Genomic DNA, 22,226 nt, shown 5'->3' with positions numbered 1-22,226 from the left:
GTGCCCGCCTACACCTTCGAAGCCCTCGACGCCGACGGCCAGACGCACAAGGGCCTGATCGACGCCGACACCGCGCGCGCCGCGCGCAGCCAGCTGCGCGCGCGCTCGCTCGTGCCGCTGGCGGTCGAACCCGCGAGCTCGGCCATCAACGACGGCGGCGGCAAAGGCCTCAACATCACGCTCTGGGGCGGCCGGGTGTTCAACGCCACCGCGCTGGGCGTTTGGACGCGCCAGCTCTCGGGTCTGGTGGCCGCGGGCATGCCGCTCGAACGCGCGCTCACCGCGCTCACCGACGAGGCCGAGAACGACAAGGTGCGCAACCTCGTGGCCACGCTGCGCGGCGAGGTCAATGCGGGCTCGGCGTTCGCGCGTGCGCTGTCGCAGTTCCCGCGCGAATTCCCGGCCAGCTACTGCGCCGTGGTCGCCGCGGGTGAACAGAGCGGCCAGCTCGGCACCGTGCTCGAACGCCTGGCCGACGACCTCGAGGCGCGCGAGGCGCTGCGCAACAAGCTGCTCGCCGCGGCGCTCTACCCGGCCATCGTCACGCTGGTGGCGATCGCCATCGTGGTCTTCCTTGTGAGCTACGTGGTGCCGCAGGTGGCCGGGGTGTTCGAGGGCAGCAAGCGCGCCCTGCCCTTCCTCACCGTGGTCATGCTGGGCCTGAGTGGCTTCGTGCGCCACTGGGGCTGGCTGGTGCTGCTGCTGGCGGTGGCCGGCTTCACCGGCCTGTGGTTCGCGCGCAAGCGCGACAGCGTGCGCCTGCGCATGGACACCGCGGTGCTGCAACTGCCCGTGATCGGGCGGCTGGCGCGCGGCTTCAACGCGGCGCGCTTCGCGGGCACGCTGGCCATGCTCGCGGGCGCGGGCGTGCCCATCCTGCGCGCGCTGCAGACCGCGGCCGAAACGCTCAACAACCGCGCGCTGCGCGAAGACGCGCTCGACGCCCTGGTGCGCGTGCGCGAGGGCGCGCCGCTGGCCTCGGCGCTCGCGGCCAAGAAGCGCTTTCCCCCGCTGCTGAGCATGTTCGCGCGCCTGGGCGAGCAGACCGGCCAGCTGCCGCCCATGCTGCAGCGCGCGGCCGACCAGCTCGCCGCCGAGGTGCAGCGCCGCGCCATGTCGCTGGCCACGGTGCTCGAGCCGCTGCTCATCGTGGGCATGGGCCTGGTGGTCATGCTGATCGTGCTCGCGGTGCTGCTGCCCATCATCCAACTGAACACCCTGGTCACCTGATCCCATGGCAGTCACGCTCGACGGCAAGCTCGTCGTCGCCATCTCTTCGCGCGCCCTGTTCGACTTCGAAGAGGAGAACCGGGTTTTCGAAGGCGGCGACGACAAGGCCTACATGCGCCTGCAGCTTGAGCGCCTCGACCAGCCCGCCGCGCCCGGCGTGGCCTTCTCGCTGGTGCACAAGCTGCTCGCCTTCAACGACGCCCAGGCCCAGCGCGTGGAGGTGGTGATCCTCTCGCGCAACGACCCGGTCTCGGGCATGCGCGTGTTCCGCTCGGCCCAGCACTACGGCCTGCCGATCCAGCGCGGCAGCTTCACGCGCGGCCAGCCGCCCTGGCGCTACCTGCGCCCGCTGCGCGCCAACCTCTTCCTCTCGGCCCACCTGGCCGACGTGCGCGCCGCGCTCGACGCCGGCGTGCCCGCGGCCCAGGTTTACCCCACCTCGGTGCGCGCCAGCGACGCCCACCCGACCGAGGTGCGCATCGCCTTCGACGGCGACGCCGTGCTGTTCTCCGACGAGGCCGAGCGTGTCTACCAGGCGCAGGGCCTGTCGGCCTTCCAGACCCACGAGGCGAGCAAGGCCGCCACGCCGCTCGAAGGCGGGCCGTTCAAGCCCCTGCTCGAAGCCCTGCACCGCCTGCAGAGCGAAGGCACGCCGCTGATGCGCGTGCGCACCGCGCTGGTCACGGCGCGCAGCGCGCCTGCGCACGAACGCGCGATCCGCACGCTCATGAACTGGAACATCGAGGTCGACGAGGCCATGTTCCTCGGTGGCCTGCCCAAGGGCGAGTTCCTGCGCGAGTTCGAGCCCGACTTCTTCTTCGACGACCAGACCGGCCACATCGAATCCGCGGCGCGCCATGTGCCCGCGGGCCACGTGGCCTCGGGCATCTCCAACACCTGACGCCGACCGCCATGCCCCACGCGCCCGCCCCGCTGCCCTCGTCGACCCGGGTGGCGGCCGGCCGCGGCAGGCTCACCGAGCTGCACATCCACAACCGCCACGCGCGGGCCGTGGTCGCGCTGCAGGGCGCGCAGCTGCTGTCGTTCCAGCCGCACGGCGAACCCGACTGGCTGTACCTGAGCCCCAACGCGGTGTTCGCGCCCGGCCGGCCCGTGCGCGGCGGCGTGCCGGTGTGCTGGCCCTGGTTCGGCCCCGACCCGCAGGGCCTGGGCCGGCCGGCGCACGGCTTTGCGCGCCAGTCGCCCTGGGTGCTGCGCCACGCGCTCGACGAGGGCGACGGCTGCACCCTGCTCGAACTCGAGCTCACCGACGACGCGGCCACGCGCGCGCTCTGGCCGCACCGATTCCGCCTGCGGCTCGAAATCCGCGTCGGCGACACGCTCGCGCTGGCGCTCACCACACGCAACCTCGGCGACACCCACCTCACGCTCACCCAGGCGCTGCACAGCTACTTCGCGCTCGATCGCATCGAGGGTGCGCGCGTGCACGGCCTCGACGGCCTGGGCTTCATCGACCAGGTGCCGGGCGCGAACCCGCAGGGCGCGCCCGCGCCCGGCCCGCTGACCTTCGCGGGCCGGCTCGACCGCATCTACCCGAACGCGCCCACGCGGCTGCAGCTCGAAGGCGCCGCGGGCGGCGGCCGGCTCACGCTCGACAGCGAGGGCAGCCGCAGCGCCGTGGTGTGGAACCCGGGCGCCGAGCTCGCCGCCGGCATGGCCGACCTCGGGCCGGGCGAACACAGCCGTTTCGTGTGCGTGGAAACCGCCAACGCGGGCGACGACGTGGTCACGCTCGCACCCGGCGCCGAACACCGGCTCGCGCTCGCCATCGCGCGCACCACCGAACCCAGCCACCGGAGTCCCCCATGAGCGTTCGCGAGAAACTGCAGGCCTTCAGCGCCTTCGCGGGCAAGGCCTGGCGCCTGTCCCGGCCCTATTTCCATTCCGACGAGAAGTGGAAAGCGCGCGGCCTGCTCGCGGCCATCGTCGCGCTCAATCTCGGCGCGGTGTACATGCTGGTGCTGCTCAACGACTGGAACCGCGTGTTCTACGACGCCCTGCAGAACAAGGACGCCGCGGTGTTCTGGCGCGAGCTCGGCCGCTTCACCTACCTGGCCTTCGCCTTCATCATCATCGCCGTCTACCGCTTCTACCTCACGCAGCTGCTCGAGATGCGCTGGCGCTCGTGGATGACGCGCCACTACCTCGACCGCTGGCTGCAGGACCACCGCTTCTACCGCATGGAGCTCGCGCGCTACGCGCGCGGCACCGACGCGCCGCCCGACAACCCGGACCAGCGCATCGCCGAAGACATGAACCTGTTCACCAGCTACACGGTGAGCCTGTCCATGGGCCTGCTCAACGCCGTGGTCACGCTGATGAGCTTCATCGGCATCCTGTGGTCGCTCTCGGGCAGCTTCGGTTTCAGCTTCCAGGGCCGCGCCTGGGACATCCCGGGCTTCATGGTCTGGATGGCGGTGCTCTACTGCGTCGTGGGCAGCGTCATCACCCACTACCTGGGCCGGGCGCAGATCCCGCTCAACTTCAAGCAGCAGCGCTACGAGGCCGACTTCCGCCACCACCTGGTGCGGGTGCGCGAATACAGTGAATCCATCGCGCTCGACCGGGGCGAGGCCGTCGAGCGCCGCCAGCTCGGCCTGCGCTTCGGCGAGGTGCTGGCCAACTACCTCCGGCTGCTCAACGCGCAAAAGCGCCTCACCTGGTTCACCTCGGGCTTCGGCCAGGCCGCGGTGGTGTTCCCCTTCATCGTCGCCGCGCCGCGCTTCTTCAGCGGCGCCATCCAGCTCGGCGAACTCATGCAGATCGCCTCGGCCTTCGGCCGCGTGCAGGACTCGCTCTCGTGGTTCGTGGACAACTACAGCACCCTGGCCACCTGGCGCGCCACCACCGACCGCATCACCAGCTTCGAAGACAGCTTCGCCGCGCTGCAGGCCGATGACGACGCCACGGCGAACATCCGCCACGGCGCCGACGCGATCGCCATCGACGCCATGGACCTGGCGCTGCCCGGGGGCGTGGCGCTGCTCGGGGTGCAGGGCATGCGCATCGCCGCGGGCGACACGCTGCTGCTCAAGGGCCCCTCGGGCAGCGGCAAGTCCACGCTGCTGCGCGGCCTTGCGGGCATCTGGCCCTGGGCGCGGCGCCGCTTGCGCCTGCCCGACGACTTCGAGGCCCGCGCCATGTTCCTGCCGCAGCGGCCCTACTTCCCCAACGGCCCGCTGCGCGACGCCCTGGCCTACCCCGAGCCGGCCGAACGCTACAGCGACGAACAGCTGCGCGGCGCGCTCGAGCAGGCCCTGCTGCCCGCGCTGGCCGACCGCCTCGACGAGCACGACGCCTGGGGCCAGAAGCTCTCGGGCGGCGAGCAACAGCGCCTGGCGATCGCGCGCGCGCTGCTCAAGCGGCCGCGCTGGCTGTTCGTGGACGAGGCCACCAGCGCACTCGACGAAGCCGCCGAGGCCACGCTCTACGAGCGCCTGCGCGCGCTGGTGGCAGCACAGAACGGCGCGCTGGTGTCCATCGCGCACCGGCCCGGGGTGGCGGCCTGGCACGCGCAGCAATGGCAGTGGGTGCCCGGTGACCCGAGCGGGCCGAGATACCGGGTCGTGGTGCCCTGACGCGGGCGGAACGCCGCCCGGGTGCGGGTTACTGAGCCGGGGTACTCCATCACCCCGACCCGCCCGGCGGGTTTCCTCCGCATGCAACGCCTGTCTCACTCACGATCGCCCTCTCCCTCGCGCCAGCCCACGGGCCCGGGCGGGGCACACGGCACCACCCTGCCCAGCGCCAAACCCGACCTGCTCACGCGCTGGCGCTTCGATCCCGTCTGCCACACGGTGCTGGATGCCACGGGCCTGTCCATCAGTCCCGCGATCTTCAGCGGCCCCGCGGTGGCGGATTCGGACATTGCCCAACTCGCCAACGAAGCGCATCGCTACATCAGCACGCCCCCGCTGCTGTGCCCGCTGCGCTTCGACGCCAGCCGCCACGTGAAGCAGGAGCTGGACGGCCAGTGGGCGCCCGATGCCACCGCCATCTGCGCCGACCCCCGCCTCGACGCAGCCGACCAACGCGAGGTGTTCCGCTGGGCCCGGGCCCACGCCGCGCCCGCCGACGACGCGATCGCGCAACGGCGTTCCGAGCGGCTCCTGAACTGCCTCACCCTGGGCGGCGGCATGGTGTTCGCGGTGGTGATCTTCGTGGGCATCGTGGCGGCGCTGGGCCAGCACAACGACCGCGCGCCCGCAGGGCACTACCAGTTCATCAACCGGACCGAGGCGCAGGCGCTGCTCGACGAACTGCGCGCACTCGCACCCGACCACCGGCTCGCGAACGCCACGCTCGACAACTACGCCGACTGGTTCGACGCCCTGCCCGCAGACTGGCGCATGAAGGCGCCCCTGCACACCGTGGACGGCGCCTTCGCGCAGTGGATCGCCAACGCCGCGCCCGCCCTGGCCGACGTGCGCGAAGCCCTGTGGCTGCTGGCGCTGGGCATCGCCCTGCAGTTCGCGTGGCCGGGCTGAGCGCCGCGGCGCTCAGGCGCGCGCGATGAGCCGCGCCACCTCGGCCAGCGCCTGCTCGCGCTGTTCGGCGGGCGCCTCGCTGTCGGCCAGGTAGGCGCTCACCAGCAGCGGCGCGCGGCCGCGCGGCGGCCACACGATGCCCGCGTCGTTCGCGCTGCGGCCGGCGGTGCCGGTCTTCTCACCCACGCCCCAGTCGGGTGGCAGGCCCGCGCGCAGGCGCTTGCCGCCCGTGGTGTTGGCGCGCAGCCAGGCCGCGAGCTGCAGGCTGGCCTCGGCCGACAGCACATCGCCCAGCAAGAGCGTGCGCAGCGTGCGCGCCATGGCGCGCGGCGTGGTGCTGTCCAGGTCCTGCCCGGGCACCGGCCGGTTGAGCTCGGGCTCGGTGCGGTCCAGCCGCGTCACCGGGTCGCCGATGCGGCGCAGGAAGGCGGTGAGCGCGGCCGGCCCGCCCACGTTCGCGAGGATCAGGTTGGCCGCGGTGTTGTCGCTGGTGGTGATGGTGGCCTCGCACAGCTCGGCCAGCGTCAGGCCCTCGCCGCCCACATGGCGCTCGGTCACGGGCGACCAGCTCACGAGCTCGGCGCGGCCGTAGCGCACGCGCTGCGCGAGCGGGGCCAGGCCCTGGTCGGCGCGCGCGAGCACCAGCGCCGCGGCCAGGGTCTTGAACGAGCTCAGCATCATGAATCGCTCGTCGCTGCGGTGGCCCCATTCGCGGCCCGAGCCGCTGTCGATCACGTGCACGCCGAGTCGGCCCTGGGCGCGCGACTCGATCGCGCGCAGCGCGGCGGCGAGCACGTCGGTCTGCGCGAGCGCACCGGAGAGGGGAAACAGGGCGAAGGCGGTGGCGGCGATGGCGTGGCGGCGGTGCGGCATGGGCTGTTCCTGACAGCCCGCCATGCTAGCGCCGCCGCGTCTCAGCGTGCCAGGCCCGCGCGCTCCAGCATGACGCGCAGCAGCACGTCGGCGCCCGCGGTCACGTGCGCCGGGTCGGCGTCCTCGATCTCGTTGTGGCTGATGCCATCCTTGCACGGGATGAACACCATGCCCGCCGGCGCCAGCCGCGCGGCGTAGATCGCGTCGTGACCCGCGCCCGAGATCGCGGGCATGTGCGAATGGCCCAGGGCCTGCGCGGCGCGGCGCACCGCGTCGATGCAGCCGGCGTCGAAGGGCTGCGCGGCGTAGCTGGAAACGGGCTCGATGCGGATCGACAGGCCGGTCTGCGCCTGCAGCCGCTCGGCCAGCGCGAACACCTCGGCCACCTGCTGGTCGACCAGGGCGTCGCTGGCGTTGCGCAGGTCGATCGAGAACTGCACCTGGCCCGGGATCACGTTGCGGCTGTTCGGGTGCACACGCACCATGCCCACGGTGCCGCGGCCATGCGGGCCGTGGCGCAGCGCGCTGGCCACCACTTCCTGCATGAGCTGCGTGGCCACCTGCAGCGCGTCGCGGCGCAGGCCCATGGGCGTGGGGCCGGCGTGGGCCTCCATGCCGGTCACGGTGCAGTCGAACCAGCGGATGCCCAGCACGCCCTCGACCACGCCGATGGTCACGCCCGCGTCTTCGAGCACCGGGCCCTGCTCGATGTGCACCTCGAAGTACGAGCCGATCGGATGCGCCCCGGGCGCTTCGTCGCCAAGGTAGCCGATGGCCTCGAGCGCCTCGCGCACGCTGATGCCCTCGGCGTCCTTCGCGGCGTAGGCGTGTTCCAGGCTGAAGGCGCCCGCGAACACGCCCGAGCCCATCATCACGGGCACGAAGCGCGAGCCCTCTTCGTTGGTCCAGAACGCGACCTCGATCGGCGCCTCGGTCTGGATGCCGTGGTCGTTGAGCGTGCGCACCACCTCCAGGCCCGCGAGCACGCCGTAGTTGCCGTCGAACTTGCCGCCCGTGGGCTGGGTGTCGATGTGGCTGCCCGTCATCACGGGCGGCAGCGCGTTGTTGCGGCCCGCGCGGCGCATGAAGACGTTGCCGATGCGGTCCACCGTGACCGTGAGGCCGGCCTCGCGCGCCCACTGCACCACGCGGTCGCGGCCCTGGCGATCGAGCTCGCTGAGCGCCAGCCGGCACACGCCGCCCTTGGGCGTGGCGCCGATGGCGGCGAGGTCCATGAGCGATTGCCAGAGGCGTTGGCCGTTGGTGCGCAGGGTGTCGATGTCGAGGGCGGTGGCGGTCATGGGGTCAGGGCTTGTCGGGTTCGGTGGACGGCTCGCTGTAGCCGTCGAAGGGAGCGCGGCGCCGGCGCGCCGGCCCGGTGAGCGAGCGTTCGAGCTCCACCAGGTGCCGGCGCATCTCGGCCGCGGCCGGTGCGGCGCCCTGCCGGAGCGCGCCGATGAGATCGACGTGGCGGTGCGCCACGCAGACCTGGCCGCCGTGGCGCTTGAAATGCGCCATGAGCAGCGAGGTGGTGGGCATGAGCCCGGTGAGCAGGCGCAGGTACACGGGGTTGCCGTGCATGCGCGCGAGCGCGTTGTGGAATTCGCCCGAGAGCCGGATCGCCTCGGGCCGGTCGCCGCGCTGGTCGGCCTCGAGCTCGTCGCGCGCCAGGGCTTCGAGCTCGGCCACCTGCGCGGGCGTGAGGCGCCCGCCCAGGCGGCGCGCCACCTCGCACTCCACCATGCGCCGCGCCTCGAACACGTGGCGCGCGTCGGCCTCGTCCGGCTGCGGCACGCGCGCGCCGCGGTTGTGCAGCAGTTCGATCACCTGGTCCTGCGCCAGCCGCTGCAGCGCCTGCCGCACCACCGTGCGCGAGACGCCGAACTCGGCCGCCATGGCCTCTTCGCGCAGGCGCTGGCCGGGCTCCAGGCGGTGCTCCATCACCGCGCGGTACACGGCCTGGTAGACCCGGTCGGTGGCGGTGGGCGCACCCGCCTCGGCCTCGGGGGCCAGGGCGGCGGCGGCGGCAGGCGGCAGTCGGGCGTTCACGTTCACGCCAGCGATGAAACCACACGTTCGGCCAGGCGCACCAGCGAGCGGTCGCTGCCCGCAGGGCCCAGCAGGGAAATGCCCAGCGGCGCATCGGCGCGGCGCGCCAGCGGCAGCGTGAGCTGCGCGAAGCCCGACAGGCCGGCCACGCAGAGCAGGCGGATGGCGCGGTTGCGGTAGTCCTCGAGCGCGGACTCGGGCTCGTCCACGCGCGGCGCGATGTCGGGCATGGTGGGCAGCAGCAGCACGCCGTCGCGCCCGAGCAGCGCCGCCAGGTGGGCGCGGAAGCGCTCGCGGAAGGCGCGCGCGCTCGCCGCCTGCGCGTCGGTGACCTGCGCGCTCCACGCGAAGCGCTCGGCCACGCCCGGGCCCAGCGGCGGCGCGAAGCGGCGGATGAAGCCGCCGTCGACCTGCCAGGCCTCGGCACCCTGCAGGTGGCGGAAGTGCCAGTACATGTCGTCGATGCCGTCGAGCACGGTCTTCACGGGCCGGGCCTTGCCCAGCACCGCTTCGATGGCGCGGCGCGCGGGCGCGAGCGCCTTGGCCGCGGCCGGCGTGGCCAGGGGCCAGAGGTCGCTGGGCGCGAGCAGGCGCACGGCCTCGGGCAGCGGCGCGGGGTCGTCGCCGAGCAGCACGTCGGCCACGCGCGCGAAGGTCGGCACGTCGCGCGCGAACCAGCCGCAGGTGTCGAAGCTGGGCGCGAGGTCGAGCGCGCCGTGCAGGCTCACGCGGCCGTGGGTGGGGCGCAGGCCGACCAGGCCGCAGTGGCTGGCGGGCGCGCGCACCGAGCCGCCGGTGTCGGTGCCGAGCGCGAAGTCGCACAGGCCGTGCGACACCGCCGCGGCCGAGCCCGAGGACGAGCCGCCCGCGATGCGCTCGGGCGCGGCGCCGTTGACGGGCGCGCCGAAGTGCGCGTTGCGCCCGTTCATGGAAAAGGCGAGCTCGTCGGTGACGGTCTTGCCCACGAAGCGCGAGCCCGCGTCGAGCAGGCGCTGCACCGTGGGCGCGGTGGTGGTCTGCACGCCCAGCAGCGCCAGCAGCAGCGGCTGGCCGCCGCTGGTGGGGTAGCCGGCCACGTGGAACAGGTCTTTCACCCCGAAGCCCAGGCCCGCGAGCGGGCCGGTGGGCGCGTGCGGCACCGGCGCCGCGGGGTAGGGCATGAAGGCGTGGGCGGGGTCGTGGTGGACGTCGGTGTGGGGCATGGGGCGGTGCTCAGGCGGTGGCGGCGGTGGGGTGGCTGGCCTCGCTCACGAGCCAGCAGCGCGCGCGGTGGCCGGCGTCGATCCAGGTGCTGTCGGGGCGCGCGTCGAAGCAGCGCGGCTGCGCCTGCGGGCAGCGCTCGGCGAAGGCGCAGCCCGCGGGCAGCGCGGTGAGGTCGGGCGGCGAACCGGCGATGGTCTGCAGCCGCGCGCCTTTCTCGAGCGCACCGTGCGCGCGGCTGCGCAGCAGCGCCTGGGTGTAGGGGTGGCGCGGCGCGCGCAGCAGCGTGGCGGCCGGGCCCTCTTCGACGATGCGGCCCGCGTACATCACGGCGATGCGGTCGGCCACCTCCACCGCGGCGCCGATGTCGTGCGTCACGAAGACCACCGACAGGCCGAGCTCGCGCTGCAGTTCGCGCAGCAGCAGCAGGATCTGGATCTGCACCGTGGCATCGAGCGCGGTGGTGGGCTCGTCGGCCAGCAGCAGCTGCGGCTGGCAGGCCAGGGCCAGCGCGATCATGGCGCGCTGGCGCATGCCGCCCGACATCTCGTGCGGGTAGGCCTGCAGGCGGCGCTCGGGGCTGGGGATGCGCACGCGCTCGAACAGCTGCAGCGCGCGCCGCTGCGCCTCGGCCGCGCCCACGGGCTCGTGGCGGCGGATCGCTTCGGTGATCTGCCGGCCCACGGTGTAGACCGGGTCGAGCGCGAGCAGCGGCTCCTGGAAGATCATGGAGGCCACCTTGCCGCGGTAGTCGGCGAGCGCGCGCGGGCCCAGGCCCAGCACGTCGTGACCCGCGACGCGGATCCGGCCCTCGATGCGGGTGCGCGCGGGCGGGTGCAGGCGCAGCAGGCTGCGCAGCGTCACGCTCTTGCCCGAGCCCGATTCGCCGATCAGCGCCACCACCTCGCCGCGCCGCAAGCGCAGGTCGACCCCGCTCACCGCCTCGACCGGCTTTTTGCCGCCGGTGAAGGTGATGCGCAGGTCGCTCAGTTCGACGTGGGCGTCGTCGCCGTCGGGGGTGTTCATGCGGCCTCCAGCGAAACGAAGGGCGTGGCCACGGGCGCGGCCGGCGCCTGGGGGTGGCCGCTGCCGGCCACGTGCAGCCAGCACGCGGCCTGCTGGCCGTGCGGCGTGGCGAGCAGCTCGGGCATGTGCTGCGAGCACACCGGCGCGGCCTGGGCGCAGCGGGTGTGGAAGCGGCAGCCCGAGGGCGGGTTGATCGGGTTGGGCGGGTCGCCCGCCAGCGGCGGCGCCTCGGTGCGGCGGTCCGGGTCCATGGACGGCACCGAGGACAGCAGCGCGCGGGTGTAAGGGTGCGCGGGGTGCTCGAACAGCGCCTCGCTGTCGCCGATCTCCACCACCTGGCCCAGGTACATCACCATCACGCGGTCGCTCATGAAGCGCACCACGTTGAGGTCGTGGCTGATGAAGATGTAGGTCAGGCCGAACTCGGCCTTGAGGTCGAGCAGCAGGTTGAGCACCTGCGCCTCCACCGACTTGTCGAGCGCCGACACCGCCTCGTCGAGCAGGATCAGGCGCGACTGCAGCGCCAGCGCGCGCGCGATGTTCACGCGCTGGCGCTGGCCGCCCGAGAGCTCGTGCGGGTAGCGCTCGGCGAAGCGGCGCGGCTCCAGGCCCACGCGCGCGAGCAGGTCGCGCGCGCGCTCGATGGCCTCGCGCTTGCCCAGGCCGTGCACCTGCGGCGCGAAGGCGATCGATTGCTCCATGGTCAGGCGCGGGTTGAGCGAGGCGTAGCTGTCCTGGAACACCATCTGCGCCTGGCGCCGGAAGGCCTTGAGCGGCAACGCGCGCTCGCCCACGGTCTGGCCGTCGAACACGATCTCGCCCGCGTCGGGCGCGATGAGCTGCATCAGCAGCCGCGCGGTGGTCGATTTGCCGCAGCCCGACTCGCCGACCACGCCCAGGGTCTCGCCCTTGAGCACGTCGAAGTCGATGCCGTCGACCGCGCGCACCACGCCGCCGCCGCGGCCCAGCGCATCTTTCTTGAGCGGGAAATGCTTGACCAGGCCGCGCACGCTCAGGAGCGGCTGGGCCGGACCGCCGATGTCGGGGGTGCTCAAAGGCATGCGGACCTCCTCACTGCTTGATGTCCATGGCCGTGCGCAAGCCGTCGGCCAGGCCGTTGAAGGCGATCGAGGTGATGAAGATCATCACACCCGGCAAGGCGGCCAGCCAGGGCTGCAGGTAGATGGCGGTGCGCAGGGTGTTGAGCATCAGGCCCCACTCGGGCTCGGGCGGCTTCACGCCCAGGCCCAGGAAGCTCAGGCCCGACGCCAGGATCATGCTCACCGCGATCAGGCTGGTGGCGTAGACGAACACCGGCCCGAGCACGTTGCCCAGCACGTGCACGCGCACGATGGTGAAGGCGTTGGCGCCCGAGGCGCGCGCCGCGTCCACGAACTCGCGGCCGCGGATCTGCGTGGTCACGCTCTCGGCCACGCGCGCGATCGGCGGGATGAACACGATGGTGAGCGAGATCAGCGAGTTGGTGATGCCCGCGCCCAGCGCACCCGACAGCGCGATGGCCAGCAGCACCGAGGGGAAGGCGTAGAACACGTCGATGGTGCGCATGAGCACCGTGTTGAGCGCGCCGCCCGCGTAGCCCGCGGTGATGCCGATGACCGAGCCCAGCACGAAGGCGCAGACCACCGGCGTGATGCCCATGAACAGCGACAGCCGTGCGCCCACCATGAGGCGCGAGAGCATGTCGCGGCCGAGCTCGTCGGTGCCCAGCGGGTGGCCCTCGAAGCCGATGGGCTTCAGGCGCTTGAGCATGCTGGCCTGGTAGGGATCGGCCGGCGCGAGCCAGGGCCCGAACACCGCCAGCAGCAGGAGCAGCAGCACCACCGCGGCGGCCGCCAGGGCCACCGGGTCGCGCAGGAAGCGCCGGCCCACCGTCTGCCAGTAGCCGGGGGACCGTTCGAAGGCGGCGGCCGCTGGGGCCGCGGCGGACAGGGCGATGTCGTTCATGCGGGGCTCCGGTCAGCGGGAAATGCGCGGGTCGAGCAGGGTCTGGATCACGTCGACCACCAGGTTGAGCACCACGAAGAACAGGGCGAGCACCAGGATGGTTCCCTGCAACAGCGGCAGGTCGCGCTGGAAGATCGCCGAGTTCAGCAGGAAGCCCGTGCCCGGCCACGAGAACACGGTCTCGATCAGGATCGAGCCGCCCAGCAGGTAGCCCAGCTGCAGGCCCATGACGGCGAGCGCGGTGGGCGCGGCGTTCTTCACCACGTGGCCGAACACGCCGAGGTCGGTCAGGCCCTTGGCGCGCAGGCCCACGATGAACTCCTGCGCCAGGATCTCGGCCACCAGCGCGCGCACGGTGCGCGCGATGATGCCCATGGGGATCACGCTCATGGTGATGGCGGGCAGGATCATGTGCTGCACGTGGGCCCAGTCCCAGGCCCAGTCGCCCGAGCCGCCCGGGCCCGCGCCGCCCGGCGGCAGCCAGGCGAGCGTGGCCGAGAACACGATCACCATGAGCATGCCCAGCCAGTAGTGCGGCACGCTCACGCCCAGCACCGAGGTCAGCGAGGCCGCCTTGTCGAGCCAGGAGTTCTGGAAGTAGCCCGCGACGAAGCCGAACAGGCAGCCGAAGACGAAGCCGATCAGCGTGGCCAGCACGGCCAGCCGCAGCGTGTTGCCGACCGCGCGGAACACCTCTTCGGTGACCGCGCGGCCCGAGGCGATGGACGTGCCCAGATCGCCCTGCAGCGCGCGCCACACCCACGAGGCGAATTGCTCGGGGTAGGAGCGGTCGAAGCCGTAGAGCCGGATGAGCTGCTGCTGCAGCTCGGCCGAGGCGTCGGGCGGCAGGATGGACACCAGCGGATCGCCCGGCGACAGGTGCACCAGGGCGAAGCACACCAGCGCCACCCCCAGCATGATGGGCAGGGTGTAGACCACCCGGCGCAGCAGGAAGGCGATCATGGGCGGCGTCCGTCGGGGCTCAGTCCATCGAGACCGGGGCCAGGTCCACGAACCAGCTGCGCGGCTGGACGAAGCCCTTGATCTTGGTGCTCATGGCGCGCGGGCCCACGTCGTGCGCGATCCACACGAAGGGCGCTTCTTCGACGATGCGCGCGTGCAGCTTGGCCAGCGCCTCGTCGCGCTTCTTGTCGTCGAAGGTGGTGCGCGCGTCGGCGATCAGCTTGTCGAACTCGTCGTTGCCGAAGTAGCCCCAGTTGTTCGAGACCGGCGGGAAGGTCTTGGTGCTGGTGAAGCGCACCATGGCGAAGAACGGGTCCATGGCCGCATAGCTCACGTTGGTGGCGTGCGCGCCGTTGGCCGACGGGTCCTTCGCGCCCTTGCGCCAGTTGGTGAACAGGGTGTTCCACTCGATCACGTCGAACTCGACGTCGAAGTAGCACTGCTTGAGCGACTGCTGCACGAACTCGTTCATGGGCAGCGGCTGCATCTGGCCCGAGCCCGAGGCCGAAATCTGCACCTTGACCTTCACCGGCTTGGCGGCCGAAAAGCCGGCCTGGGTCATGAGGGCCTGGGCGGCCTTCACGTCGTACTTGATGTCGAACTTGGGGTTGCCCCACCAGGGGTGGCCCGGGGGCACGGTGCCCTTGGGCACGGCCATCATGCCGCCCAGCAGGGTCTTGAGGCCTTCACGGTCCACGCACAGGTTGGCCGCGTGGCGCACGCGCTTGTCGAGCCAGGGCGAGCCTTCGGCGAACGAGAGCTGCCAGGGCCACACGTGCGGCTGCGCGTTGCTCTCGATCTTGAAGCCGCGCTGGCGGATCTGGGGCATGGCGTCGGGCGCGGGCGCCTCGATCCAGTCGACCTGGCCCGACAGCAGCGCCGCGGTGCGCGCGTTGGCCTCGGGCATGGGCAGCATCACCACGCGGTCGACCTTGGGCGTGCGCTTGGGGTCCCAGTAGGCCTTGTTGGCCACCACCTCGAGGCGCTCGCGCGGCACGAAGCGCGCCATCTTGAACGGGCCCGAGCCCGAGGCGTCGGCCGCGAACGCGGTCCAGGCGGCCTTGGCCTTGTCGGCCGGCGTCGCGCCTTGCGCGGCGTCGAACTTCTTCTGCCAGTGCGCGGGCGAGGCGATGAACAGGTTGGTGAGGTTGAGCGGCAGGAAGGCGTCGGGCTCGCTGGTGGTGAGCTCCACCGTGAGGTTGTCGATCTTGCGCGCGCTGCGCAGCGTGGGCATGCGCGAGGCGGTCACGCCGACCTGGCTGGCGTCGAAATGCACCGCGTCCTTGTCGAGCACCTTCTGCACGTTCCACACGATGGCGTCGGCCGTGAGGTCGGAGCCGTCGTGGAACTTCACGCCCGGGCGCAGCTTGAAGACCCACTTGGTCTTGTCCTTGTCGTCCACCTTCCACGAGGTGGCCAGGCCGGGCACCAGCACGCTGGGGGCGTCGGCCTTGGACAGGTCCCAGTGCGTGAGCGCGTCGTACATCGGAATGCCGGTGAAGCGGTTGCCCTCGAAGCCCTGGTCGGGCTGGCCCAGGGTGCGCGGGATGTCGGCCGCCGTCATGGCGATGCGCAGCACTTTTTCCTGCGCCAGGGCGCTGCCGCCGAAGGCCGCGAGGCAGGCCGCAGCGGCCAGGGACAGGCCCAGGGAACGGGGGGCGAAACGGGAGGAAGCGGTGGTCCGGTTCATCGTGACTCCAGCAAGGGTCGTTGGGATGGGGCGTTGTGGTGCGCCGGGGGTTGGCAGGCTTTTTGTATGCAATCACCGTGCCACGCGGCGGCGCACCGACGCGCAGCGCGAGCGCCCGTTTTGTATGCAAAACGCCCCGACATGGGGCCTGACCCGGCACTGAAATGAAGATCCTGCTGATCAACCCCAACACCTCGCGCGGCATGACCGAAGGCATCGCCGCGGCAGCGCGCGCGGTCGCCGCGCCGGGCACGCGGATCGTGGCCACGCAGCCCACCTTCGGTCCGGTGTCCATCGAGAGCCACTTCGACGAAGCCATCGCCGCGGCCGGCGTGGCCGAGCAGGTGCGCCTGGCCGCCGAGCCGCCCGACGCGGTGGTGATCGCCTGCTTCGGCGACCCGGGGCTGGACGCCGCGCGCGAGGCCACGTCGGCGCCGGTGATCGGCATCGCCGAGGCCGCGTTCCAGGCCGCGGCCCTGCTGAGCACCGGCTTCTCGGTGGTGACCACCATGACGCGCACCTGCGTGATGGCCGAGCGGCTGCTGCAGCGCTACGGCATGCACCACGCCTGCCGCGGCGTGCACGGCACCGACGTGCCGGTGCTCGCGCTGGAAGACTGCAGCCCCGACACCCTGAACCAGCTGGAAGCGGCCGCGCGCACCGCCCTGGCGCGTGACCGCAGCGGCGCCATCGTGCTCGGCTGCGCGGGCATGGCGCCGCTGTGCCGCACGCTCGGCGAGCGCCTGGGCGTGCCCGTGATCGATGGCGTGGCGGTGGCGGTGAAGTGGGCGGAAAGCCTGGTGTCGCTGGGCCTGCGCACCAGCGCGCACGGCGACTATGCGCCGCCGCTGCCCAAGCCCATGGCGGGCTGGGCGGGGGCGCTGCGCTGGTGAAAGCACGGGCACGGCTCAAGCAACCACATTGGAGCCATAATGGTTCCATTCGCCACGGAGCAGCGCCATGCCGACCAACCTGACCCTCAAGGGCATACCCGATGAGCTCTACGCGCAGCTCAAGAGCGCTGCCGAGCTGCACCACCGCAGCCTCAACAGCGAGGCCATCGCGTGCCTGGAGGGCGCTTTGCTGCCCCGCCGGCTGAGCGCCCAGGAGCGGGTCTCCCGGGCCCGCGCGTTGCGCGCTGGCCTCAAGCCGGGCGCGTTCAAGCCGGCCGACATCGACACCGCCAAACGGCAGGGGCGCAAGTGATCGTCGTCGACACCAACGTCATCGCCTACCTCTACCTGCCCGGGCCGTACACCGCCGCGGCCGAGGGCTTGCTGCTGACCGATGGCGACTGGGCCGCGCCCGTCCTGTGGCGCAGCGAATTGCGCAACATCCTCTCGACCTACCTGCGCAAATCCCTGTTGGCGCTCGAAGACGCCTACCGCATCCAGCGCGAAGCCGAAGCGCTGATGGCCGATCGCGAATACGAGGTGGACTCGCTCGATGTGCTGCAGCTCGCCCAGTCCAGTGGATGCAGCGCCTACGACTGCGAGTTCGTGGTGCTGGCCCGCCGCCTGGGCACGGCGCTGATCACCCAGGACGCCAAGCTGCGACAGGCCTTCGCCGACGACACCCGCGCACTCGCGCGGATCTGACCCCGGCCAGGCCGCTCAGGCCCGCACGCCCTTGCGGAACGCGGCCCAGCCGCGCGCGCGCAGTTCGCACGCGGGGCAGCTGCCGCAGCCCCAGCCCCAGTCGTGGCGGTGCTCGCGGTCGCCGAGGTAGCAGGTGTGGCTGTGCTCCACGATCAGGTCGATCAGCGCGTCGCCGCCGAGATCGCGCGCGAGCCGCCAGGTGTCGGCCTTGTCGATCCACATCAGCGGCGTGTCGACCAGGAAGCGCTGGTCCATGCCGAGCGAGAGCGCGAGCTGCATGGCCTTCATGGTGTCGTCGCGGCAGTCGGGGTAGCCCGAGAAATCGGTTTCGCACACGCCGGTGACGAGGGCGCTGAGGCCGCGCCGGTAGGCCAGCGCCGCGGCCAGCGTGAGAAACAGCAGGTTGCGCCCCGGCACGAAGGTGTTGGGCAGGCCATTGGCCTGCATGCGGAACGCCATGTCGCGCGTGAGCGAGGTTTCGGACACCGAGCCCAGCACCGCGAGGTCGAGCACGTGGTCGGGACCGAGCTTGCGCGCCCAGTCGGGGAACTGCGCGCGCAGGTGGTGCAGCACGTTCAGCCGCGCATCGAGTTCGACGTGGTGGCGCTGGCCGTAGTCGAAGCCGACGGTCTCGACATGGTCGTAGCGCTGCAGGGCGTGGGCGAGGCAGGTGGTGGAGTCCTGGCCGCCGGAGAAGAGGACGAGGGCGCGGGTGTGGCGTTGGGGGTCGGGCATGGGGCGATGTTAGAACGTTCGCCCCGCGCGAAGCCCCTCAGTGCATCAACCGCTCCGACCGCCGCGCCGCGTGGTCGCGGCTGGTGGCCAGCATGCGCAGCAGCGCGCGGTTGGCCTGGTCGAGCGTGATCTCGTGGCGGCGGCACACGGTCTCGAGGCGGTCGATGCGTGTGGGATCGCCCATGGCGCGCGCCACGTCGAGCAGCGGAAAGTACGGGCCGTCGCGGCGCAGCAGCGCGTCGGTGATGCGCGGGGGCAGCGGCAGGCGGTGCAGCAGGTCGGCCAGCGGCTGGTGCAGCAGCAGATCGAGCTGCGCGAGCGCGGCCGTGGTGTAGACCTCGGCGCGCAGCAGGTCGTCCGAGCCGCTCGCGAGCAGGTGGTGCGCCAGGCGCGAGCGCATCACCATGGCGTAGCGCACGGGCTGCAGGTCGGGGTCGGGTTCGAGCTCGGGCAGCTGCTCCACGAGCCATCGGCCGAGCTCGCGAAAGCCCAGCATCATGAGCGCGTGGCGCAGCGAGCCGATCTCGCGGTGCGCGCCGTAGGCGGCCGAGTTCACCAGCGAGAGGATGCGGTAGATCAGCACCGGGTCCTGGCGCACCAGGCGTTCCAGGTACTCGATCGAGCACTCTTCGTCGTCGATCACCGCGAGCACCTGCTCCACCACGCGGCGGTCGTAGCGCAGCGGGGCGTGGCGGTGGGCCTTCATGACGTCGGCCACGGGCCAGTCGAGCACGGCGGCGGCGCCGGCCTGGTCGAGCGCCTGCTGCACGCGGGCCTGGGTGTCCAGGCCTTCGAGCCATTGGCCCGGCAGCGGTTCGAGCCGGTCGAGCGGGTCCACGTGCAGCAGGTTGCGGTGGTCCACGCCCGGCGAGGGCTGGCCGCGCAGCGCGCCGAGCGCGCCGCTGCGCACGAGCTGGTGGCCGCGGCGCTGCGCGGCCGACAGGCGCGCCAGGGTTTCCTGGCCCTGGAACATCGCCGCCGGCACCTCGATCGAGGTGTTGCGCACCGGCGGGCACTGCAGGGCCTGCTGCAGCAGCCGCGGCGTCTGCAGCGACACCAGCAGCGGCGGCGCGCCCTCGGGCCAGTCGTCACCCACGGCCTGCAGCAGGTGCTGGGCGTCCACGCCTTCGGGGTGGATGGCGCGCACGTACAGGCGCACCCCGGCGAGTTCGCGCGCGCGGTTCCACAGCGGCGCATAGGCCATGGCGACGCTGTCGAGGACGGAATGCGCGTTGAGCATGCGGGCGGGAATCAGATCTGGTTGAACAGGGACAGGCGTTGCACCTGCGCGTACGACTTGATCGCAGCATCGAGCGCGAGCTGCTGCTTCTGGAAGTCGGAAATACCCTTGACGGGGTCGAGGTCGGTGAGCCGCGATTGCTCGGTCTCGAGGTCGACCACGCGGTCTTTCATGAGGGTTTCCTGCGAATCGGCGCGGTTGAGCCATTCGCCCACGCGGCCGCGCGCCAGCAGCACGCTGTCGAGCGAGCTTTCCATCTCGGTCATGGCGCGGCCCAGTTCCTGGGTGCGGAAGGTCTGCTCGCCCGGGCCGTTGTAGCGCAGCGCGGCGACGGCGTTCTCGATCACGCCGAAGACGCTGGTGGGCCCGGTGTTGGCGGCGAGGTCCACGCGGTCGCCCGCGGCGGGGTCGCCGGTCATGGAAAAGCTCAGGCCGTCGGCGTTGATGGTGGCGCCGCTCACGTAGGGCACGCCCACGTGGCCGGGCACCGGCGTGCCGGTGGTGGTGTTGGTCAGGGTGTATTGCGTGACGCCGGCGACCACCGCGAAATCGACGCGGTAGTTGTCGCCCGTGAGAGCGGCCGTGTTGGTCACCTCGCCCAGGCTGGTGGTGACCGAGCCGGTATTGCTCGTGGGCACGCTGAGCGTGAAGCTGCCGTTGCCCTGGGGCACACGCATCCAGATGGCGTTGCCGTCGAGCGTCTGCGGCAGGCTGTTGTCGCCGGGCGCGGGCTGGCCGCGCAGGCCCTGGAAGACCACGCCGTTGCCGCTGGGGCTGTACACGTCCACGAAGGGCACCGAGTTGCCGCCCAGGCCGCCGTAGAGCGTGCGGCCGCTGCTGTCGGTGCGGTTGGCCACGGTGATGAGCTGCTCGCGCAGGCCTTCGAGCTGGCGCGCGATGTCGGCGCGTTCGGCGTCGGTGTACGAGCCGTTGCCGGCCGACACCAGCAGCTCCTTCACCTTGATCATGAGCTCGCCCGATTCGGCCAGGCCCGACTCGGCCTGCTGCAGGCTGGTGCGCGAGGCGTTGAGCGCACGCAGATCGGCCTCGAGCCGCGAGGAGCGGTTGCGCGAGGCCTCGTTGAGCGTGGCGGCCACGGGGTCGTCGCTGGCCTTGAGCACCTGCTTGCCGGTGGACATGCGCTCCTGCTGGCGCGCCAGCTCGGTCTGGCGCATGCCAAGCTGCGCCACGGTGCGGTCGTACTGGTTGGAGGTGGCGATGCGAAAACTCATGATCAGCGGCCCACGGTTTGCAGCAGGCTGTCGAAGGTGCTCTGCGCGATCTGCAGGAATTTGGCCGAGGCCTGGTAGGCCTGCTGGAACTGCAGCAGGCGCGCGGCCTCTTCGTCGAGGTTGACACCGGCCACGTTGGCGCGCGCCTGTTCGGCGGTGGTGGCCACGTTGCTCGAGAAGGCGGCCGAGAACTGGGCGTTCTGCACCCGCGAGCCGACGTCGGAGAACAGGCTCACGTAGCCGTCGGACAAGGCCGTGCCCTCGAAGGTGGCCAGGCTGCGCAAGGCGAGCATGCCGTTGGCGTTGCCCGCGTTCTGAGCGATGGCACTCGAAGGCGCGGCGCCGATGGCGAAGCTGTCGCCCGCGGTGGGCGTGCCGCGCAGCGTGAGGCTCCAGCCGTTGAACTGCAGCGGCTGGCCCGGCGTGTAGTTGTAGCTCGCGGGCGGGCCGGGGTTGTCGGGCGGCGGGTTGCCCGGGCCCAGGCCGGTGGCGCTGAAGGTGCCGTCGGCGTTGAAGGTGAGGGTGACCGGGTCGGTGAGGTTGGCCGAGGGCGCCCGCGCGTAGAGCGATTCCACGCTCATGCCCGCGGAATTGCCGGTGCCGGGCGTGACCAGCACCGGGCTGGCCACGGCCAGGCTCGACGGCGCGGCGATGGCCACCTGCAGGTTGCGCGCCGCGCCCTCGTAGGGGCGGATGCGGAAGCTGTCGCCCACGGCGGCGGGGCCGGCGCCGATGCTGAAGCTCAGGCCGTCGATCTCGGCGGGCAGCGTGGCCAGCGCGGTGGTCGTGCCGTCGGACAGGCGCCGCACCGAGAAGCCCGTGGCCTCCACGCGCAGCTCGTAGTCGGACGCGATCAACGCCTGCGGGTTGCTGACCGTGGCGGCCGCGGTGGCGGCGCTCGCGTTGGTGGGCGCAGGCAGGCCCTGGGCCGGGCCGGTGGGCACGAAGAAGTTGCCGCCCATGTTGCCCGCCAGATCCACGCCGAGCTGGTGCTGCTGGTTGATGAGCGAGGACGTGGCCAGCGCGATGCGGCCCACCTGGTTCTGGATCGCGCTCAGGTCGTCGTTGAGGAAGCGCAGCGTGCCCGCGAGCGCGCCGCTGCCCAGGGTGTTGGCGTCCAGCGGCGTGGCGAGCGCGCCCTGGGTGAACATGACGTTGATGCGCGAGGTGTCGAGCGGGTCGCGCTGCACCGCGAGCTTGCCGGTCTGCGTGCCCAGCACCAGCGGCTGGCTGCCGCCCAGGAAGACGTTGGCCGAGCCGCCCTCGCCCGGCACCACGCTGATCTGCGCGTACTGGCTCAGGTCGGCCAGCAGCTTGTCGCGCTGGTCGAACAGGTCGTTGGGCACGTGGCTGCCGCCCGCGGTCTCGATGATGCTGCGGTTGACGCCGGCGAGCTCGGTCGCAAGGCGGTTGATGGCGTCGACGTGCTCGCCCACCTGCTGCTGCGTGCTGTTGCGCAGCAGGTCGATCTGGCCCGCGGTGTCGCGCAGGCGCGCGGCGAAGGCGTCGGCGCGCGAGATCACCACCGAGCGCGCGGTGCTGTTGCTCGGCGAGGCCGACAGGTCGGCCCAGGCGTTGAGCATGTCGTTGAGCGCGCTGCCCAGGCCCTTGTCGCCCATGGGGAACAGGGCCTCGAGCTGCTCCAGGCGCTCCAGCCGCGCGGCGTCGCCGGCCGCGGTGGAAGCCGTGATGCGCGCCTCGCGCGTGAGGTGCGCGTTGTAGGCGCGGTCGACGGTGGCGATCTCCACGCCTTTGCCGAAGTAGCCGCCGCCGGTGGACTGGTAGCCCGCGTTCTGCAGCTGCACCGTCTGGCGCGAATAGCCTTCGGTGTTGACGTTGGCGATGTTGTGGCCGATGACCTGCAGCGCCGCCATGTTGGTGGTGAGCGCGCGGGTGGCGATGTTGAGCGATGACATG

The 22,226-nt window shown here is 72.0% G+C and carries 21 protein-coding genes; 8 read left to right on the top strand and 13 right to left on the bottom strand.

Going from position 1 to position 22,226, the window contains the following annotated elements:
- The 5 genes from gspF to G9Q37_RS20525 all read left to right on the top strand — a co-directional run bounded on the left by gspF (position 1) and on the right by G9Q37_RS20525 (position 5,738).
- Positions 1 to 1,230: a type II secretion system inner membrane protein GspF gene (gspF, locus tag G9Q37_RS20545; protein ID WP_166230290.1), complete on the top strand. Its 1,230-nt coding sequence runs from the start codon at positions 1 to 3 to the stop codon at positions 1,228 to 1,230.
- Between the two features lie 4 nt (positions 1,231 to 1,234).
- Complete coding sequence (locus G9Q37_RS20540) at positions 1,235 to 2,131, top strand: 5'-nucleotidase (protein WP_166230288.1); 897 nt, start codon at positions 1,235 to 1,237, stop codon at positions 2,129 to 2,131.
- 11 nt (positions 2,132 to 2,142) lie between these two features.
- Positions 2,143 to 3,060: a D-hexose-6-phosphate mutarotase gene (locus tag G9Q37_RS20535; RefSeq protein WP_166230286.1), complete on the top strand. Its 918-nt coding sequence runs from the start codon at positions 2,143 to 2,145 to the stop codon at positions 3,058 to 3,060.
- A complete protein-coding gene (locus G9Q37_RS20530; protein ID WP_166230284.1) occupies positions 3,057 to 4,829 on the top strand; it encodes an ABC transporter ATP-binding protein/permease in 1,773 nt (590 codons plus the stop codon). Before G9Q37_RS20535 ends, G9Q37_RS20530 begins: the two co-directional genes overlap by 4 nt.
- An 81-nt stretch (positions 4,830 to 4,910) precedes the next feature.
- Positions 4,911 to 5,738 (top strand): hypothetical protein, encoded by an 828-nt coding sequence (locus tag G9Q37_RS20525; protein ID WP_166230282.1) that lies wholly within the window; start codon positions 4,911 to 4,913, stop codon positions 5,736 to 5,738.
- A 12-nt stretch (positions 5,739 to 5,750) separates the two neighbouring features.
- Here G9Q37_RS20525 and bla read toward each other — a convergent pair whose 3' ends face one another.
- Genes bla through G9Q37_RS20480 form a run of 9 tightly spaced genes read right to left on the bottom strand, consistent with a single transcriptional unit; the run spans position 5,751 to position 15,504 of the window.
- Positions 5,751 to 6,611 carry a class A beta-lactamase gene (bla, locus tag G9Q37_RS20520; RefSeq protein WP_166230280.1) on the bottom strand — a complete coding sequence of 287 codons (861 nt, stop codon included), beginning with the start codon at positions 6,609 to 6,611 and terminating at the stop codon, positions 5,751 to 5,753.
- Positions 6,612 to 6,652: 41 nt separating this feature from the next.
- Positions 6,653 to 7,912 (bottom strand): Zn-dependent hydrolase, encoded by a 1,260-nt coding sequence (locus tag G9Q37_RS20515; protein WP_166230278.1) that lies wholly within the window; start codon positions 7,910 to 7,912, stop codon positions 6,653 to 6,655.
- 4 nt (positions 7,913 to 7,916) lie between these two features.
- Positions 7,917 to 8,660, bottom strand: a complete 744-nt coding sequence (locus tag G9Q37_RS20510; RefSeq protein ID WP_240936446.1) for a GntR family transcriptional regulator — start codon at positions 8,658 to 8,660, stop codon at positions 7,917 to 7,919.
- 2 nt (positions 8,661 to 8,662) lie between these two features.
- Positions 8,663 to 9,862, bottom strand: a complete 1,200-nt coding sequence (locus G9Q37_RS20505) for an amidase (RefSeq protein WP_166230276.1) — start codon at positions 9,860 to 9,862, stop codon at positions 8,663 to 8,665.
- A gap of 10 nt (positions 9,863 to 9,872) precedes the next feature.
- Positions 9,873 to 10,886, bottom strand: coding sequence for an ABC transporter ATP-binding protein (locus G9Q37_RS20500; protein WP_166230274.1), 1,014 nt, complete (start codon positions 10,884 to 10,886; stop codon positions 9,873 to 9,875).
- On the bottom strand, positions 10,883 to 11,947 hold the full coding sequence (locus G9Q37_RS20495) for an ABC transporter ATP-binding protein (RefSeq protein WP_166230272.1): 1,065 nt from the start codon (positions 11,945 to 11,947) through the stop codon (positions 10,883 to 10,885). Before G9Q37_RS20495 ends, G9Q37_RS20500 begins: the two co-directional genes overlap by 4 nt.
- 10 nt (positions 11,948 to 11,957) lie before the next feature.
- Entirely contained in the window at positions 11,958 to 12,851 is an 894-nt protein-coding gene (locus G9Q37_RS20490; RefSeq protein ID WP_166230270.1) for an ABC transporter permease, read from the bottom strand.
- 12 nt (positions 12,852 to 12,863) lie between these two features.
- Positions 12,864 to 13,814, bottom strand: coding sequence for an ABC transporter permease (locus tag G9Q37_RS20485; protein ID WP_166230268.1), 951 nt, complete (start codon positions 13,812 to 13,814; stop codon positions 12,864 to 12,866).
- Between the two features lie 19 nt (positions 13,815 to 13,833).
- Complete coding sequence (locus tag G9Q37_RS20480; RefSeq protein ID WP_166230266.1) at positions 13,834 to 15,504, bottom strand: ABC transporter substrate-binding protein; 1,671 nt, start codon at positions 15,502 to 15,504, stop codon at positions 13,834 to 13,836.
- Positions 15,505 to 15,668: 164 nt separating this feature from the next.
- Between G9Q37_RS20480 and G9Q37_RS20475 the strand changes: the two genes are divergently transcribed.
- From G9Q37_RS20475 to G9Q37_RS20465, 3 genes are all read left to right on the top strand, one after another.
- Positions 15,669 to 16,397, top strand: coding sequence for an aspartate/glutamate racemase family protein (locus G9Q37_RS20475; RefSeq protein WP_166230264.1), 729 nt, complete (start codon positions 15,669 to 15,671; stop codon positions 16,395 to 16,397).
- Between the two features lie 67 nt (positions 16,398 to 16,464).
- Complete coding sequence (locus tag G9Q37_RS20470; protein WP_166230262.1) at positions 16,465 to 16,710, top strand: FitA-like ribbon-helix-helix domain-containing protein; 246 nt, start codon at positions 16,465 to 16,467, stop codon at positions 16,708 to 16,710.
- The gene (locus G9Q37_RS20465) at positions 16,707 to 17,102 is read left to right on the top strand and encodes a type II toxin-antitoxin system VapC family toxin (protein ID WP_166230260.1); all 396 of its coding nucleotides are present in this window, start codon (positions 16,707 to 16,709) and stop codon (positions 17,100 to 17,102) included. The genes G9Q37_RS20470 and G9Q37_RS20465 overlap by 4 nt, the downstream gene beginning before the upstream one ends.
- A 15-nt stretch (positions 17,103 to 17,117) precedes the next feature.
- On the opposite strand, the gene queC is transcribed toward G9Q37_RS20465, so the two are convergent.
- From queC to flgK, 4 genes are read right to left on the bottom strand one after another with little or no spacing between them, the layout of a single operon-like run.
- Positions 17,118 to 17,837: a 7-cyano-7-deazaguanine synthase QueC gene (queC, locus tag G9Q37_RS20460; protein WP_166230258.1), complete on the bottom strand. Its 720-nt coding sequence runs from the start codon at positions 17,835 to 17,837 to the stop codon at positions 17,118 to 17,120.
- Between the two features lie 37 nt (positions 17,838 to 17,874).
- Positions 17,875 to 19,077 carry an HDOD domain-containing protein gene (locus G9Q37_RS20455; protein WP_166230256.1) on the bottom strand — a complete coding sequence of 401 codons (1,203 nt, stop codon included), beginning with the start codon at positions 19,075 to 19,077 and terminating at the stop codon, positions 17,875 to 17,877.
- An 11-nt stretch (positions 19,078 to 19,088) separates the two neighbouring features.
- A complete protein-coding gene (flgL, locus tag G9Q37_RS20450; protein ID WP_166230255.1) occupies positions 19,089 to 20,309 on the bottom strand; it encodes a flagellar hook-associated protein FlgL in 1,221 nt (406 codons plus the stop codon).
- A 2-nt stretch (positions 20,310 to 20,311) separates the two neighbouring features.
- Complete coding sequence (gene flgK, locus G9Q37_RS20445) at positions 20,312 to 22,225, bottom strand: flagellar hook-associated protein FlgK (RefSeq protein ID WP_166230253.1); 1,914 nt, start codon at positions 22,223 to 22,225, stop codon at positions 20,312 to 20,314.
- Position 22,226: the final 1 nt, after the last annotated feature.

It is taken from the genome of Hydrogenophaga crocea, from assembly GCF_011388215.1.
Lineage (GTDB): Bacteria > Pseudomonadota > Gammaproteobacteria > Burkholderiales > Burkholderiaceae_C > Hydrogenophaga > Hydrogenophaga crocea.
The sequence above is the reverse complement of the archived record's forward strand: the minus strand, read 5'-3'. Positions and strand labels throughout refer to the sequence as shown.

Bases quoted from the DNA above. Each gene is read 5' to 3' on its own strand.
- G9Q37_RS20540 (WP_166230288.1), top strand. From the start codon at position 1,235: ATGGCAGTCACGCTCGACGGCAAGCTCGTCGTCGCCATCTCTTCGCGC.
- G9Q37_RS20535 (WP_166230286.1), top strand. From the start codon at position 2,143: ATGCCCCACGCGCCCGCCCCGCTGCCCTCGTCGACCCGGGTGGCGGCC.
- G9Q37_RS20530 (WP_166230284.1), top strand. From the start codon at position 3,057: ATGAGCGTTCGCGAGAAACTGCAGGCCTTCAGCGCCTTCGCGGGCAAG.
- G9Q37_RS20525 (WP_166230282.1), top strand. From the start codon at position 4,911: ATGCAACGCCTGTCTCACTCACGATCGCCCTCTCCCTCGCGCCAGCCC.
- bla (WP_166230280.1), bottom strand. From the start codon at position 6,611: ATGCCGCACCGCCGCCACGCCATCGCCGCCACCGCCTTCGCCCTGTTT.
- G9Q37_RS20515 (WP_166230278.1), bottom strand. From the start codon at position 7,912: ATGACCGCCACCGCCCTCGACATCGACACCCTGCGCACCAACGGCCAA.
- G9Q37_RS20505 (WP_166230276.1), bottom strand. From the start codon at position 9,862: ATGCCCCACACCGACGTCCACCACGACCCCGCCCACGCCTTCATGCCC.
- G9Q37_RS20500 (WP_166230274.1), bottom strand. From the start codon at position 10,886: ATGAACACCCCCGACGGCGACGACGCCCACGTCGAACTGAGCGACCTG.
- G9Q37_RS20495 (WP_166230272.1), bottom strand. From the start codon at position 11,947: ATGCCTTTGAGCACCCCCGACATCGGCGGTCCGGCCCAGCCGCTCCTG.
- G9Q37_RS20490 (WP_166230270.1), bottom strand. From the start codon at position 12,851: ATGAACGACATCGCCCTGTCCGCCGCGGCCCCAGCGGCCGCCGCCTTC.
- G9Q37_RS20485 (WP_166230268.1), bottom strand. From the start codon at position 13,814: ATGATCGCCTTCCTGCTGCGCCGGGTGGTCTACACCCTGCCCATCATG.
- G9Q37_RS20480 (WP_166230266.1), bottom strand. From the start codon at position 15,504: ATGAACCGGACCACCGCTTCCTCCCGTTTCGCCCCCCGTTCCCTGGGC.
- G9Q37_RS20475 (WP_166230264.1), top strand. From the start codon at position 15,669: ATGAAGATCCTGCTGATCAACCCCAACACCTCGCGCGGCATGACCGAA.
- G9Q37_RS20470 (WP_166230262.1), top strand. From the start codon at position 16,465: ATGCCGACCAACCTGACCCTCAAGGGCATACCCGATGAGCTCTACGCG.
- queC (WP_166230258.1), bottom strand. From the start codon at position 17,837: ATGCCCGACCCCCAACGCCACACCCGCGCCCTCGTCCTCTTCTCCGGC.
- G9Q37_RS20455 (WP_166230256.1), bottom strand. From the start codon at position 19,077: ATGCTCAACGCGCATTCCGTCCTCGACAGCGTCGCCATGGCCTATGCG.
- flgL (WP_166230255.1), bottom strand. From the start codon at position 20,309: ATGAGTTTTCGCATCGCCACCTCCAACCAGTACGACCGCACCGTGGCG.
- flgK (WP_166230253.1), bottom strand. From the start codon at position 22,225: ATGTCATCGCTCAACATCGCCACCCGCGCGCTCACCACCAACATGGCG.